At 33.1% G+C, this 15,210-nt stretch carries 17 protein-coding genes and 1 tRNA gene; 14 read left to right on the forward strand and 4 right to left on the reverse strand.

The annotated features are described in order from the left end of the window. Positions 1-104: 104 nt before the first annotated feature. Positions 105-1,520, forward strand: a complete 1,416-nt coding sequence (locus tag FV185_RS06140; protein ID WP_067495125.1) for a GMC oxidoreductase — start codon at positions 105-107, stop codon at positions 1,518-1,520. A gap of 134 nt (positions 1,521-1,654) precedes the next feature. Here FV185_RS06140 and FV185_RS06145 read toward each other — a convergent pair whose 3' ends face one another. Continuing rightward, positions 1,655-1,888 carry a hypothetical protein gene (locus FV185_RS06145; protein ID WP_067495128.1) on the reverse strand — a complete coding sequence of 78 codons (234 nt, stop codon included), beginning with the start codon at positions 1,886-1,888 and terminating at the stop codon, positions 1,655-1,657. 339 nt (positions 1,889-2,227) lie between these two features. Beyond that, positions 2,228-2,713 (reverse strand): hypothetical protein, encoded by a 486-nt coding sequence (locus FV185_RS06150; protein WP_156474196.1) that lies wholly within the window; start codon positions 2,711-2,713, stop codon positions 2,228-2,230. A gap of 369 nt (positions 2,714-3,082) precedes the next feature. Between FV185_RS06150 and FV185_RS06155 the strand changes: the two genes are divergently transcribed. Both FV185_RS06155 and FV185_RS06160 read left to right on the forward strand, forming a co-directional pair. Beyond that, the gene (locus FV185_RS06155; RefSeq protein ID WP_067495135.1) at positions 3,083-3,643 is read left to right on the forward strand and encodes a hypothetical protein; all 561 of its coding nucleotides are present in this window, start codon (positions 3,083-3,085) and stop codon (positions 3,641-3,643) included. 335 nt (positions 3,644-3,978) lie between these two features. Next, on the forward strand, positions 3,979-4,401 hold the full coding sequence (locus FV185_RS06160; protein ID WP_067495138.1) for a surface-adhesin E family protein: 423 nt from the start codon (positions 3,979-3,981) through the stop codon (positions 4,399-4,401). 294 nt (positions 4,402-4,695) lie between these two features. On the opposite strand, the gene FV185_RS09690 is transcribed toward FV185_RS06160, so the two are convergent. After that, positions 4,696-4,962 carry a hypothetical protein gene (locus FV185_RS09690; RefSeq protein WP_067495141.1) on the reverse strand — a complete coding sequence of 89 codons (267 nt, stop codon included), beginning with the start codon at positions 4,960-4,962 and terminating at the stop codon, positions 4,696-4,698. After that, positions 4,963-5,514 carry a hypothetical protein gene (locus FV185_RS06170; RefSeq protein ID WP_067495144.1) on the reverse strand — a complete coding sequence of 184 codons (552 nt, stop codon included), beginning with the start codon at positions 5,512-5,514 and terminating at the stop codon, positions 4,963-4,965. Positions 5,515-5,793: 279 nt separating this feature from the next. Here FV185_RS06170 and FV185_RS06175 point away from each other — a divergent pair, with 279 nt between their 5' ends. The 11 genes from FV185_RS06175 to FV185_RS06220 all read left to right on the forward strand — a co-directional run bounded on the left by FV185_RS06175 (position 5,794) and on the right by FV185_RS06220 (position 15,178). Next, complete coding sequence (locus tag FV185_RS06175; protein ID WP_067495146.1) at positions 5,794-8,130, forward strand: ATP-dependent helicase; 2,337 nt, start codon at positions 5,794-5,796, stop codon at positions 8,128-8,130. A gap of 132 nt (positions 8,131-8,262) precedes the next feature. Beyond that, a tRNA-Met gene (locus tag FV185_RS06180) sits at positions 8,263-8,339 on the forward strand. A 206-nt stretch (positions 8,340-8,545) separates the two neighbouring features. Next, positions 8,546-8,638, forward strand: coding sequence for a hypothetical protein (locus FV185_RS09820; RefSeq protein WP_331709089.1), 93 nt, complete (start codon positions 8,546-8,548; stop codon positions 8,636-8,638). Next, positions 8,639-8,968 (forward strand): thioredoxin, encoded by a 330-nt coding sequence (gene trxA / locus FV185_RS06185; protein ID WP_067495149.1) that lies wholly within the window; start codon positions 8,639-8,641, stop codon positions 8,966-8,968. An 80-nt stretch (positions 8,969-9,048) separates the two neighbouring features. Beyond that, positions 9,049-9,600 carry a glutathione peroxidase gene (locus FV185_RS06190; protein WP_067495942.1) on the forward strand — a complete coding sequence of 184 codons (552 nt, stop codon included), beginning with the start codon at positions 9,049-9,051 and terminating at the stop codon, positions 9,598-9,600. A 39-nt stretch (positions 9,601-9,639) separates the two neighbouring features. Then, on the forward strand, positions 9,640-10,971 hold the full coding sequence (gene miaB / locus FV185_RS06195) for a tRNA (N6-isopentenyl adenosine(37)-C2)-methylthiotransferase MiaB (protein WP_067495152.1): 1,332 nt from the start codon (positions 9,640-9,642) through the stop codon (positions 10,969-10,971). Beyond that, complete coding sequence (locus FV185_RS06200) at positions 10,968-11,909, forward strand: PhoH family protein (protein WP_067495155.1); 942 nt, start codon at positions 10,968-10,970, stop codon at positions 11,907-11,909. Before miaB ends, FV185_RS06200 begins: the two co-directional genes overlap by 4 nt. Positions 11,910-11,918: 9 nt before the next feature. Continuing rightward, complete coding sequence (gene ybeY, locus FV185_RS06205) at positions 11,919-12,374, forward strand: rRNA maturation RNase YbeY (protein WP_067495157.1); 456 nt, start codon at positions 11,919-11,921, stop codon at positions 12,372-12,374. 2 nt (positions 12,375-12,376) lie between these two features. Continuing rightward, a complete protein-coding gene (locus FV185_RS06210) occupies positions 12,377-13,225 on the forward strand; it encodes an HlyC/CorC family transporter (protein WP_067495160.1) in 849 nt (282 codons plus the stop codon). Further along, positions 13,197-14,696 carry an apolipoprotein N-acyltransferase gene (gene lnt / locus FV185_RS06215; RefSeq protein ID WP_067495163.1) on the forward strand — a complete coding sequence of 500 codons (1,500 nt, stop codon included), beginning with the start codon at positions 13,197-13,199 and terminating at the stop codon, positions 14,694-14,696. Before FV185_RS06210 ends, lnt begins: the two co-directional genes overlap by 29 nt. Continuing rightward, positions 14,696-15,178, forward strand: a complete 483-nt coding sequence (locus FV185_RS06220) for a disulfide bond formation protein B (RefSeq protein ID WP_067495167.1) — start codon at positions 14,696-14,698, stop codon at positions 15,176-15,178. Before lnt ends, FV185_RS06220 begins: the two co-directional genes overlap by 1 nt. Positions 15,179-15,210 lie beyond the last annotated feature (32 nt).

Below are 15,210 nucleotides of genomic sequence, written 5' to 3' on the forward strand. Positions count from 1 at the left end.
TCAATATTAGGAACCCTGTTTTTATCAAAACTTCCTTTTTTCTCTAAAAATGATTCCACGCTACAGGTCAGGAATGGTTGGCTATTAAAAAATGAAGATATCTCATGATTGTTGATTTAGATAACAGCTCCTTAAGCGACTTCACCAACAATCAATTTGATGTTTGTATCATTGGATCAGGAGCCGCAGGTATTACTCTTGCTATAAAACTCTCCCAAAAAAATCTCAAAGTTGCGTTATGTGAAGGCGGGGGGTTAGATTACTCAATCAATTCACAAGACTCTTATAAAGGTAAGGAAACAGGTGACCCCTATCTAACACTGGAGGGATCACGTCTTAGATTTTTTGGTGGAAGTACGAATCATTGGGCAGGTTGGTGTCGACCCTTTTCAGCAATTGATTTTAAACGAGGCTATTTAGGAAAAGAATTTGAATGGCCTATTACTGAACAAGATCTTAATCCCTACTTACAAGAAGCCTGTAATATTCTCGAGATACAAAATGATTTTGAATACCCTCATACATCACAGTCTGATATTAAAGGTATAAAAACACAATTTTCTCCACCAGTTCGATTTGCAAAAAAATACAAAAAAGAACTCAGTGATTCGCAAAACATTGTTCTTTTTTTAAATAGCAATTTAACTGAATTAAATGGTTCGGATAAACATATTAGAGCCGCTTACTTCAAAAGCTTTTCTGGTAACACAGTAACTATTAATGCAAAAAAATTTGTATTTGCTATGGGAGGCATTGAAAACTCCCGATTTTTATTGTGGTTTAAAGAAAAATATAAAGATAAATTTTTTGATACTTCTACTCCAATCGGACAATATTGGATGGAACATCCACATTTTACATTAGGTCAAGCAATTGTTGACTATCAAATTGGCAAAGTAAGGTTCTATTCTCTGAAAAATAATATACAAATTCAACAGAGAATTCTAGGTTGTGGTTTTAGGATGGATTTACAACCTGAGGGAGCTACAGAATCTATGATTAAGGAGGTGAGTTGCCTTGCTCCAAAGCTTGGTAGACAGCTAACTTCACTTGCAGAAAAAAATCTTATTTGCGGAGTAAGATTTAGGGCGGCATGGGAACAGGCGCCAACTTTAATCAACCGAATAAGCTTGTTAAATGATAAAGACTATTTTGGTATTCCTCGAATCAATCTTAATTGGCAAAAACAACCTATTGATCGACTTACTCTTACTCAATCATTGCGTACTTTTAATAATTGGATATTAAACAATAATATTGGTAGGATTCAATTACAAGATTGGCTTATTAACAATTTAGATTATCCAACAAATGATGAACTAGCTGGAAATCACCATATGGGTGGAACGCGTATGGCTTCAGATGTCAGATTTGGGGTTATTGACTCAAATTGCCAAGTATTTGGCTCTGACAATCTTTATGTTGCGGGATCTTCTGTATTCACTACTTCAGGTGCAAACAATCCTACTTTACCAATTATTCAATTGTCACTCCGTTTAGCAGATTACTTAAATAGTTAATTATTTCGATTTATGTCTAAGTAATTTTAAAATCCTACCAATATATTATTAATACATATAATTAAGTTAAATTATTATCATATGCACTTCGAAATTGAATCCAAGAAATGTTGAAGTAATAAGTTACTTATTAATTACTCTCGAAAAATAATATAAATAACTGTTGAAAAGAAAAGTATTACGATAGTTAAGAAAGTAACACTTAAACTAACCCAACCAGGTGAACTATTAGCCCAAGATAAAAGTAGAATGATAGTTGATAACCCAGTAATCCATGCCATAAGAAGTCTAGGAATTACTGGTAACTTACGCCAAAATATTGCCAACAAAATCGAAGCAATAACAATTAAAATAACAATCTTAAGCATAATTAACCTCCCGTTTATTATTATTAAATTACTTCACTCCTCTTTCCTAACTATCTAACAAAGTCGATATAGTTCAGTATTTATTTTTATTTACCTAAATTCGAATAAGATAGATTGTAAGTTGAAGATTTTTTAGATAAGTAGAGAATTCTTAACATCTTTATCCTATTACAATGTAAATATTATTTGGTAACGATTTGTAATATTGTAAATTGCATAAAATACAATTTATCTACATCTATTGTAGATTTGTTGAGAGGACAATAGAGATATTAGTTAAGTAAGGCTAAGACTTTGGTGTCCGACAATAATTTACTAAATTAAAGTCAGACCTAACTACTAATCTAGCTCAATATAACTGGCAGTCAGCTTATGGTCTATTTTATTAAGACTGGTTTTTCCAAAGAATGGAATCAGATAGTTATCCAGTACTGCCAAGTAATCTATATAGATCTTTTTACCTGTACCCTCAATGAGTTCTTTCTGTAATTCCAGTTTGAGCTCATTGGCCACAAACTTAAAACGCTTATCAGCTTGAGGAATACTTATTTCTTCCATAAATCGAGCACGATCATAGATATCGCCAGCTTTGCGTTTGGCGTATTCAAGATCTTCATAGCCTGTAGATACTCTGTGCCATTTCTTATCAAATAGCCTAAATCTCATCTGCCACTGACGGCTATGAGGTCTTTTATAGAGCGTGACATTACCATCACGAAGGTGGTGAATGATGCCAAGAGCAAGGTTAATTTGGCCTAGTTTTCTGCCGGATAGTTTCGGTGTCGTTTCTAACGACAGTTCAAGAATTGGCTCAGTGCGGTTCATCTCAATTTCAGTCTGAAAACACTGAGCATATGGTCTAAGGTTACGGGTGGGCAACCAAATTATAGTAATTAATTTATTAGCTCTACCTCAAAGATAGCGAAAACTAGAACATTTCACTTTGGATTACATACCAAAAAGAGCATCGTATATAATCAATTATGTGAAATTAAAAATGATTGAACACCACTTAAATTATAGAACAAGAAAATGGCTTGACTTTAAGACACCACATCAATTACTACAGGTGTTTTAGACAGTGTTTTTTTGTAATTGAATCCACGTAATTTTAAATTTAAAATATTAGAGTTTAGACTTTAAATATCAATATAAAAAATATATTAAAATTACTTAACCTTAGAAAAATCATATATGCAAAAAATATCTATTTTTTTATTAGCATCACTTACCCTATTCACATCCTCTTGTTCTTTATATCAAGCCGCTAACCCTTTCTATCATGATGATATTTGCACACACGATAATGTTAAGAATGCATTTATAACAAAATTTAATGATTTGGTAGGACATGTAGATCAAAATATTAAAGCAATAGGTATTGCAAAATCTAATGAAACACATATGGAGGTTTCTTGTGATGTATCACTTCAACTTAATAATGGAGAAATAATTAACGATAAATTTGGTATAGATAGTGTTAATGGATGGTATTTTATTTTAGATAATAAACATAAATTAAGCGAAATCGAACAAAAAATATACAACTACCAATATCAAGCATATCAAACAAATAGAAATATATATAACAATGAAAGGTCTAAAAGAGTAAAACAATTTTTAGATGAGCCAGTAGAGTATCGGGCAACTTACTGTGAAAAAATCTTAAACATGAAATTAAACCAAGGGGTTTATATTAACTCATCCAATGAATTTATTAATCAATGTATCTATACTGGCAACCAAATTTACTAAATGGAATTTATTATTTTTAAATTACAATATTTAAACATAGCCTAAAAATGCAAATTGATAATGAAAAATTATTCGACACTATTAATGCACTTGTAGATAACGCATCTTTAATTTATCAAATCTATAATGAAGGACCTATTATTTTTTTACCGATATTAAAATCAACGAATCAATTAATAAATTAATAGAGTTTAGAATTTTAAATAAAGACGGTACATTATGCTCGCTAATAAAGAATTACAGCATTAATGATATATCTCAGCTTTTAGAACCAAATTTGTTATTTATTGAATCTTTAGCTTATAAAATTCAAAATTGCGTTTCAAACTTTTAATATGAAAAATATACTATCAATAATTATTTTCTTGATTTTAACTTCTTTTTTAACAAAGAATGTTTTTGCAGGATTTATATATTATGACACTACACATGATTTAGATGGTACACATACTACTTTCTATGATTCAAATTCATTAAAGTATGATAAGAAAAATCACACTTTATATGTAGAATTAGTGTCAAACAATGATACCAACTTTACTGTTGATTATAAGCCTGCAAGATCCGAAAAAAGCAAAATGAAATTTGATTGTTTTAATAAAAAAATAAAATCATTAGGGCTAGCTTTTTATTCTGACTTTGCTTCAAGCGGTTATATCACGACATATGATGCGATGGAGTCTCAATGGAATGATGTTCAAAATGTTCCTCCATTACTAGATATGCTTAATTTCTTTTGTACAAAATTTTCAAAATAGGACCTTTTTAATTTAGATCTGCGATTCGTTCCTAAAAATAGAAATAATTATGTGTAATAACCCATTGTGTATTCTCTGTTGAAAAGGGAATCTATGCTAACACACTCAAAGTTATTAAAAATAATGGTCTGCCTAATTTAGTAGATAGCCTACCAATCAAACCCGATGAAAGTGCGACTAAAGCCACAGACGAGATGTTTGAAGCTAGTATTGATGGAGATCCTTATGATCTTGATAGATGGGGGGACTTTTACAATCCCATATACACGAGATTGTCCTTTTAAAGGACATTTATTATGACAACACAACTTTATTAATAATCGTGGTATCAGAAATTGGATTTCCCATCGTCCAGTAAGAATAGTTATCAATATCTAAATAAATAAATTTTCTGTTATTCCAAGTTCTTGTTTGGCCATTTTCTCGAATAAACATAACGAATTTAACAAAGTCATCGTTATTTTCTTTATTCCTAACAATATACCAGTGTGGGCTCTCAGGCATAGTCTTTGCAAAAGTCCAATTACATTGAGAAATAAAATACTTAATGTCTTCAATCATTTATATAGTCAAACTCATTGGTAGTTGGTGAATAATACTGTGACGATTAAATGAAACATTAATTATCTCCTCATTATGCCAGCGCCTACTTAACATCATGCCTGTGTCAATTAATATGTTACCTTTAGAATGAAAATTATCCACAAGTGCTGACTCAAGTCTTTCTAGTCTAATTATCCCTTCTAGTTCAATAATAAATATATAAGTTGAAATTAACTGAGTGACAGCATCTTTTAAGATTTCTGCTTTGTTCTGTAGAAATATGGCCTTCTTTTCTTCAGTCCAAGTCCAGCCCTTCCAAGCCAACTGTCTTCGTGCTTGTATGGCTTTTTCATAATTAAGAATATTGTAGTCACCATTAATAAATTTAGTGGTATGTTCCATAAAGCGTGTTCTAAACTTACGCTTGGTAACACCCACACCCCACGGAATGTAACTGTCTTCATATGCGAAACAGGTTATATATACTCCTGACTTAGTGGGTAAGACTGGTTTTGAGTCTTCATAATTAGGCCATCCAAACGGTCCTTGGATATCGACTTTAATGTTCATCTATATTATCGAAAAATTAATATTGTTAGTATTTCTCTTTAAAAGTCATAATCTTATAGAATATTGAAAACAACAACAAGATCTCACTAGACATTTGATTTAGTAATTATTTTTCATCATATACAATTTATATGCATAAAATATATTTTATAAAGACCTACTATTTTGAAACTCAGTATTTTTTAAAATATTTATATACTATATTAAATCAGTGAACAATAAGATTACTATGAAGAAGCCAAACTTTAGAAGTTAATAATATAAATTAGTGATAAAAAAATGAAAATATGGGACTTATTAAAAAAATTACTAAATTCAAATGAATCTCAGTATGTAAATAATAGGAACAATGATTCAAAAATCGTTACAAACATAGTACATGACTTAACTACTGAAAATAATAAAAATCAAATTGAAACAAAAGGGAAGGCTTTAATCGATTCAATTACTAGCAATAAAATCACAAAATCTTATATTGACAATGTGTCTTTAAAAAATATTTCTCTAGACATGTATCAATCCATCGATATTGATGATGACTTTAATATGAAATTAATTGAATTTAATAAAATAACAAAGAAGTATGAAAATATTAAAAGTAGTTCTGTTGATATTGATTTCAATAAATTTAAACTAAAATATGACAATATATTAAATAAAGCTCAACTAATCGCTGCAACCACAATAAATGGACCTCTTTTAATTATTGCAGGCGCAGGAAGTGGAAAAACAACAACAGTTGTATATAGGGTAAGTTATTTAATTGAGAATAATATTAACCCTGAATCTATAGTACTTTTAACTTTCACTAGAAAAGCAGCAAATGAAATGAAAGATAGAGTATCAAATTTGATGGGTTTACAAAGTACCTCTAATATTTTTGCAGGCACATTTCATTCATTTTCAAATTATATTTTACGAAAGTATTCAACTATCCTTGGTATTCCACAAAATTTTACAATTATTGACAGCGAAGATGCTGCAGACATAATTAGTTTCATTAAGTCAGAAATTGATTTAGAAAAAAAAGAAAAAACATTTCCTGCTAAAAATAGGTTGGCTAATATTTTTAGTATGTCTCGAAATATGGAAATTCCAATACCTGAATTAATAATAAAAAAACATAAAGACATAATTGACTTTACAAAAGAAATTGAAGAACTTTTTAAAGTTTTCATGCAATATAAAAAAGTAAAAAATCTTTTTGATTATGACGATTTAATGGATGAACTATTAGATGGTTTGGAAAAGAATAGCTTATTCAAAAAAATAATAAATGAAAAATATTCATATATTATGGTGGATGAATATCAAGACACAAACAATGTTCAAAGAAGAATTGTTAATTTATTAGCGGGTTCAAAAAATAACATTATGGTCGTTGGTGATGATTCTCAAAGTATTTACGCATTTAGAGGTGCTAATTTTGAAAATATAATTAGATTCCCGGAATCATTCCCTAACTGTAAAGTAATTAAGCTTGAAGAAAACTATAGAAGTAACCAAGGGATATTAAACTTTGTAAACTCAATTAATGATAATGCAAAAATTGGCTTCAAAAAGTACTTATTCACAAATAGAAATACAATGTGGTTACCTAAAGTTAAAGGTTTGGGATCTGATTATGATGAGGCAGTATTTATAGCTGATCGAATAATTGAACTACGCGATCGTGGTATAGCTCTAGATCAAATTGCGGTTATTTATCGAGCTGGACATCACGCAAATTTTGTAGAAGCTGAGCTATTAAAACGAAGTATAAATTATATAAAATTTGGTGGAATTAAATTTATCGAAAAAAAACATATAAAAGATGTCCTTGCATTCTTTAGAGTATCCGTAAATATTCTTGATGAAGTTTCATGGCATAGAATTCTAAAATTATTACCACAAATTGGAAATATCAAGGCCACACGAATTATTCAAACAATAAACCAATGCAATGGAAGATTAGATATCAAAGACCACAAAATAGGAGCTAGTAGTTTATTAAAGGAATTATTTGTTCTCTTAGTTGAAATTACAAATGATAGTTTGCCGCTATCTTCAAAGCTTTTAAAGATTATTGATTTTTATTCTCCGCTACTTAAAGCCGAAGTCTCTGATTTTAACTCCAGAATGTTAGATATAGAGGTAATTAAAAAACTAATTCAAAATTATACAGATATTGAAAAGTTTTTATCTGATTTTGCTCTAGACCCTCCATCAAATAAATTCAACAATGCAATAGATCCTTTAATTGAGGAACGAGAGGAAAAGTCAGTTATATTAACAACAGTTCATTCCTCAAAAGGCCTAGAGTGGTATTGTGTATTTGTTTGTCATCTTCTCGACGGTCTTTTCCCAGGTGTAAAAAGTATTAAAAACATTGAGGATATAGAAGAAGAAAGAAGATTATTTTATGTTGCATGTAGTAGGGCTAAAGAAGAACTTTATCTAACTTTTCCAAGCTATGTTTCTTCGTATAATGGTTTTTTTAATCTACCACTCCTAGATCGTCTTTTAAAAGGACTTTCAACAATGAACTGTCGTTTAAAACAACGCGATCAATCCACACTCCTACAACGTCCCTCAAAAAAATACACTAACATAAATAGTCGTTTAAAACGACAGTAAAACCCACGTCAAAAATGTGTACCAACTGTGTGATTAAATTTGGATAGACCAAAACCGGATCCAACTGCCGATTCTACTGAATCATTGACTGTATTGAATGGCTGACGTCAAATATGTTAAACTTATGTTCTTGGCGAATTAGCTCAGCCGGTTAGAGCGACGGAATCATAATCCGCAGGTCCGGGGTTCGAATCCCTGATTCGCCACCATTATCTAAAAATACTTCTAGCTTTTGTTAGCAGTTATTCAATTACACTTTTCTTTTCAAATTCATATCATTCATTTTTAAGTAATTATTCATTAGTAGTTTGGTAGTATTTTTGTATATATAAACTACCAATTCTTAATCCTGTAAAAAAACACCTGTTTTAATTTAAAATAAAATTAAATGCATAATTAAGCATGGAGAATTCAAATGCTCTTAAAATGTCATGAATGTAAAACCGTCAATAAACTTCCCACTGAAAAGCTTAATCTAGCTCCAAAATGTGGCTCATGTTCAACGTAATTGTTAAGCTATCCTATTGATTTAAATGGTGAAACCTTTAAAGATATTATAGAAAAATCTCCCATTCCAATACTCATCGATTTCTGGGCCGTTTGGTGTGGGCCGTGTAAAAGCTTCGCACCTATATTTACTAATGCAGCAAAAAAGTTTGGCAAAAAAGTTATTTTTTGTAAGGTAAATACCGATGCAGAGCCAACCCTTGCCAGTCAGTATCAAATTCGTTCAATACCTACATTAATCGCATTTAAAAACGGGATTGAAACAAATCGCGTTAGTGGGGCACTACCACCATTACAATTGGAGGGGCTGATAAATAGTTTACTTTATTGATTTTAAAGAAAAAGATTTCAAAAAAAGAAACTTTAATCATTGTCCTATCTCTAATAAAAAAATTAAAGGACTTAAGAGATATGAACAAATTTAAATTATTTTTCCTAATCGTATTAATCTTAACTGGAAACGCTTTTGCTGAAACCTGCCCCACATCACTAAACTACACATTTCCTAGACTGCAAGACAATCATCCTCAATCATTATGTCAATATAAGGGCAAAGTTGTTATGGTTGTTAATACCGCTAGTTATTGTGGTTTTACTCCACAATACGAGAGCCTTGAAAGAATCTATAGCCATTATAAAAACAAAGGATTAGTTATCCTTGGTTTTCCTTCTAATGATTTTGGTCATCAAGAACCTGGTTCTAACCAGGAAATTGCAGATTTTTGTAGTAAAACCTATGGCGTAAAGTTTCCAATGTTTGGTAAATCTGACGTCATCGGGCGCCAAGCTAACCCATTATTTAAATATTTAACTCAAATCACCAAAGATGCCCCCACCTGGAACTTTCATAAGTATCTGATTAATAAAAAAGGAAAAGTGGTTGCAAGCTATGCGAGTGATGCAGATCCAGAATCTCCAGAATTCACTAAACAAGTTAATTCACTTTTAGAAGAGAAACCTTAACTCAATTAACGCGTATTTTCTGTTAAAATTCACAGTCTTGTGACTAAAAAACTTTTTATACGCACTTTCGGCTGTCAAATGAATGAGTATGACTCAGGTAAGATGGCCGATCTTTTGCAATCAACCAACAACTTCGTCCGCACAGACTCTCCTGATAATGCCGACGTAGTGATTCTTAATACCTGCTCGATTCGGGAAAAAGCTGAAGATAAAGTTTTTTCTGACTTAGGTAGACTCAATGAATTAAAACAATCTCGCCCGAACCTAATTATCGCGGTGGGTGGGTGCGTGGCATCGCAAGAAGGGGAGTCAATTATTGAAAGAGCTCCTTATGTGGATCTCGTATTTGGACCTCAAACGTTACATCGGCTCCCAGAATTAATAGCCTCAAGAGAGGCTACTGGATTACCTCAAATAGATATTTCCTTCCCTGAAATTGAAAAGTTTGATGCTCTTCCGACGCCTGAAGCAAACGGTCCTACTGCATTTGTTTCTATCATGGAAGGCTGCAGTAAATATTGTACTTTTTGTGTTGTACCTTATACACGAGGTGAAGAGTTTTCTAGGCCTTTTATAGATATACTTAAAGAAATCAGTGAGTTAGTCAAACAAGGAGTCAAAGAGGTAACTCTCTTAGGACAAAACGTTAACGCTTGGCAAAACACAGATGAACATGGCAATGACTTAGATTTTGCTTGGTTAATTGAACAGACTCACAACATTATTGGGTTAGAACGTATCCGTTTTACCACAAGTCATCCGTTAGAATTTAACGACAATCTAATCGAGGCTTTTGGACGTTTTCCAAAACTGATGAACCAAGTTCATTTACCTGTCCAATCAGGCTCGGATAAAGTACTGGGCCAAATGAAAAGAGGGTACACGGCAAAACAGTATTTAGAAATTATTAAAAAACTCAAAGAAGTATGCCCTACCATATCCATTACCAGTGATTTTATTGTAGGTTTCCCTGGCGAAACAGAAGAAGATTTTCAAAAAACACTTGATTTAATTGATCTAGTAAATTTTGATGGTAGCTACGCATTTATCTACAGCCCCAGACCTGGAACACCAGCAGCCAAACTTCTAGATAACGTTCCAGAAGAGATAAAGAAGGAACGTCTAACAAGGTTGCTTAAGAAAACAGACTCCTTCAATATCAAATATAGCCAAGATATGGTTGGTACAGTTCAGCATGTTTTAGTTGATGGTTTTTCAAAAAGACACACTGATCAACTAAGAGGAAAAACCACCAATAACCGTGTTGTCAATTTCGCTGGAAACCCACGATTAATTGGTCAAATTGTCCCAATTAAAATCACTTCAATTGCTCATTTCTCACTCCGTGGTGAAATTCAAATTAATACATGAGTATTTTAGAATTAGAACTCACTCCATTAAATAATCAGCAACTAGCTAATTTATGTGGGGTATTAGATGAAAATCTTAAGTACCTAGAGAAATCTCTAGGTGTTGTTCTTAGAAGACGTGGAGCACATATTACTATTCAAGGTGACAGTGAGTTAATCAAAGAAACCGCACAAATTATTCAAGAGCTATATAAATATTCCGACCAAATGTTAGAACAAAACGACATTGATCAATATTTACAAACCATTAAGAATATTGTTGATAGTAATCCTGTCGCATTACAACTCAATCGCAGCGATTTTAGAATTAAAACACAAAAGCAAGCACAGTATCTTCAACAAATAAAAGACCATGTTGTGACTTTCGGCGTGGGTCCTGCGGGAACCGGAAAAACTTACTTAGCTGTAGCTTCAGCCGTTGATGCACTTGAGAGAAATCTTGTTAGACGAATAGTACTTGTTCGGCCTGCCGTTGAAGCTGGAGAAAAACTAGGTTTTTTACCAGGGGATTTGTCACAAAAGGTTGATCCTTATCTAAGGCCCTTATACGATGCATTATACGACTTAATGGGATATGAAAAGGTTAGTCGATTATTTGAAAGAAATGTGATTGAAATTGCACCGCTAGCTTTTATGCGCGGTAGGACTTTAAATCATAGTTTTATTATTCTAGATGAAGCTCAAAATACCACTCCCGAACAAATGAAAATGTTTCTTACACGAATCGGATTTGGCACTAAAGCAGTTATAACAGGAGATGTCACACAAATTGACCTAAGTCGCCATCAAAAAAGTGGCTTAATTGATGCACGAAATGTCCTCTCTAAAGTAGAGGGTATTGCATTTACGATTTTTCAAACAGAAGATGTAGTAAGACATCCTCTTGTACAGCAAATTGTAAACGCCTATGAAATCCACTCTAAATCAAGTCATTATTAATCGCTTACAATGACACAATATTCACTCACCCTACACTTTCAGTCGGCAAGTAGAACAACCGAACAACCAACACGCAGTCAATTCCAACGCTGGGCAAGAAAAGCATTGCTCAATTCCTGTGATATAACTCTACGTTTGGTAGATCGTCGTGAAGGAACTGAACTCAATACCCTTTACCGTCATAAAAATTACCCTACAAATGTGCTAACCTTTGAATTAGGTAAAAGCCATGATGGAAAAATTATTGGTGATATTGTTATTTGTTGCCCAGTAGTTAAAGAGGAAGCAAAACAACAGAAAAAAAAATTACATGATCACTATGCCCATCTTTTAGTTCATGGAGTATTACATTTACAAGGATTTGATCATCAAAATAATAAACAAGCGAAAGAAATGGAAACGTTAGAGATTAACATACTGAATTCATTACATATTCCTGATCCTTATCAAACTGAACACGAGTAATTATGACCGACGAAACACATAAGATTTCATTAATAGAGCGACTCAGCCAATGGTTGCATCACGAACCAGAAACAAGAGAAGAGCTTATCGAAATTTTAAAGCATGCATTAGAAAAACATCTTCTTGATACAGACGCACTGAGTATGATTGAAGGCGTACTTGGCGTCTCTGATATGCAAGTAAGGGACGTAATGATTCCAAGAGCACAGATGGATATCATCGATGTTGACCAGAAACCCGAAGAATTTATCCCCTTTGTTATTGAAACTGCTCACTCTCGCTTCCCTGTGGTCGGAGAGAATAAAGACGATGTTATTGGTATCTTACTTGCTAAAGATTTATTACGGCTATACGCTGGTGAAGAAATTAATGTTAGAGATATTTTAAGACCTGCTGTATTTATTCCAGAATCAAAAAGACTCAATGTCTTACTAAGAGAATTTAGAGTCAAACGTAATCATATTGCCATTGTCGTTGATGAGTTTGGTGGCGTATCAGGATTAGTAACCATTGAGGATGTACTTGAGCAAATTGTTGGTGATATTGAAGATGAGTATGACTTTGATGAAACGGAAGATAATATTGTTCCAGACAGGATGGGAAAATACAGAGTTAAAGCACAAACCAAATTAGAAGATTTCAATCAAATATTAGGTACTCACTTTCAATCTGATGATTTTGATACAGTGGGTGGTTTACTTATAAGTCATTTTGGCCATCTACCTAAAAGAGGTGAAAGGCTAATTTTTGAAAATTTATCAGTACAAATACTGCGTGCTGACAGTAGAAGAATTCATTCCATTTTAGTTAATAAAATAGATCATGCTGAAGAAAATACCAGCAATCATTGAGCTTCTTGCAACGCTCTCTGGCGCACTCGCTGTATCTGGATTTGCGCCATATAACTTTTGGCCTGCACCCATCTTATCATTAACCGTACTCTTTCTACTGTGGCAAAGAGCAGGTAATGCGAAAGGCGCTGTAGAAATTGGTTTTTTATGGGGCATGGGATTTTTTGTCAGTGGCATTAGTTGGATAAATATTAGCCTCCATGATTTTGGTGGTATGCCTTTGTTATTATCTATTATCAGTATTTTATTGTTTGGTGCACTGTTATCCTGTTTTCCCGCTTTAGTTGGCTACTTTATTTTCAAGTTCCACCATTCACCTCATATACGTTGGCTACTCATTACCCCTTCTTTATGGACCTTATCCGAATGGATTAAAAGCTTTTTTCTTACGGGTTTTCCTTGGCTATCATTAGGTTATTCTCAAACACCGAATGGAATATTAAGCTCATGGACTCCAGTATTCGGTGTATTTGGTACAAGCTTTTTAATTGTTGCTGTAGCTGGTTTACTACTATTGCTGACAAAATCACAAAAAAATTTTCGTACCACAGCACTTTACTTATTGCTATTAATTTGTTTGTCTAGCGTTAGTTTTTTCTTGAAAAGAATTAATTGGACTCATCCAATAGGCGATACGGTTTCAGTAAGTCTATTACAAGGAAATTTTCCTCAAGACAAAAAGTTTGATGACAATATGATTCAATTGGCTTTAGAGAGGTATTTGACTATGGTTAACAATAGCCACAGCCAGTTAATTATTCTCCCTGAAAGCGCCTTTCCTGTTTTCCGTCAAGAGTTACCAGAGTATGTGACCGATGATTTAACTAATTTGGGGCGTACTCAAAACAGTGATATTTTGGTTGGGATTTTTGCAGAACCTGAACCACATCAATACTACAACAGTGTATTTAGTTTCGGACATTCCCCCTCCCAAATCTACCATAAAGTACATTTAGTACCCTTTGGCGAATTTATTCCGCTCTCACCTATACTTAAACCTTTAATTAATTCTGTACTTAAAATCCCACTTGATGACCAACAATCAGGCTCTCTCCCTCAGCCACCCATGAGAGTGGCAGGACAACAAGTCGCTGTGGATATATGCTATGAAGATGTTTTTGGAGATCAAATTGTCAAAAGTCTTCCTCAAGCAACGATATTAGCAAATTTAACAAATGATGCTTGGTTTGGTAAGTCAATCGGTCCTGAACAACATTTACAAATGGCTCAAACTCGCTCTCTTGAAACAGGGCGCCCTATGTTAAGAGCTACCAACACCGGAGTTACAGCAATTATTGACGCTACCGGCCATATTATTAATCGTGCTCCTCGTGAAGAAATCTTTGTTCTAAACGGAGAAATACATGGCTATCAAGGTAATACTCCTTTTGATATCTTTGGTAATAGCGCAATAGTCTCTTTATGTATTATTATTTTGATACTAACAAAATATAGACGTAGGGTGAGGTAATGAGTAGACGCTTATTAAACGGTTTATCTCTAATCGGAATCATTGCTATACTCGCTTTCGCCCTTTATCTTCAGTATGTTAAAGGTGAAGATCCCTGCCCTTTGTGCATTTTTCAGCGAATTGCTTATATTGCTTTAGCTGTTTGGATTCTCTTAGATTGGATCCACAATCCAAAAAGCTGGGGCGTCTATATTTATTCATTTTTTGAGATCATCTGTGCTTTAGGTGGTCTGATTATCGCAGGAAGACAAGTTTGGCTTCAGCATTTACCTCCCGATCTTGTTCCTGCCTGCGGACCTGGACTAAGTTATATATTGGCAACCCATCCTTTTTTTAAAGCTTTTTCTATTGTTTTACAAGGTTCTGGAGACTGTGCTGTGGTCACATGGCGTTTCCTTAATCTATCCATTGCACAGTGGTCGTTGTGTTTATTTATTACCTTTCTGTTTTTAATCCTTATCAACTTGTTTAACCGTCGATAAGCGTCAATTGATCTGGTAACATGTGCAGATTA

This window comes from Ferrovum sp. PN-J185 (genome assembly GCF_001581925.1).
In the GTDB taxonomy this organism is placed as follows: Bacteria; Pseudomonadota; Gammaproteobacteria; order Burkholderiales; family Ferrovaceae; genus PN-J185.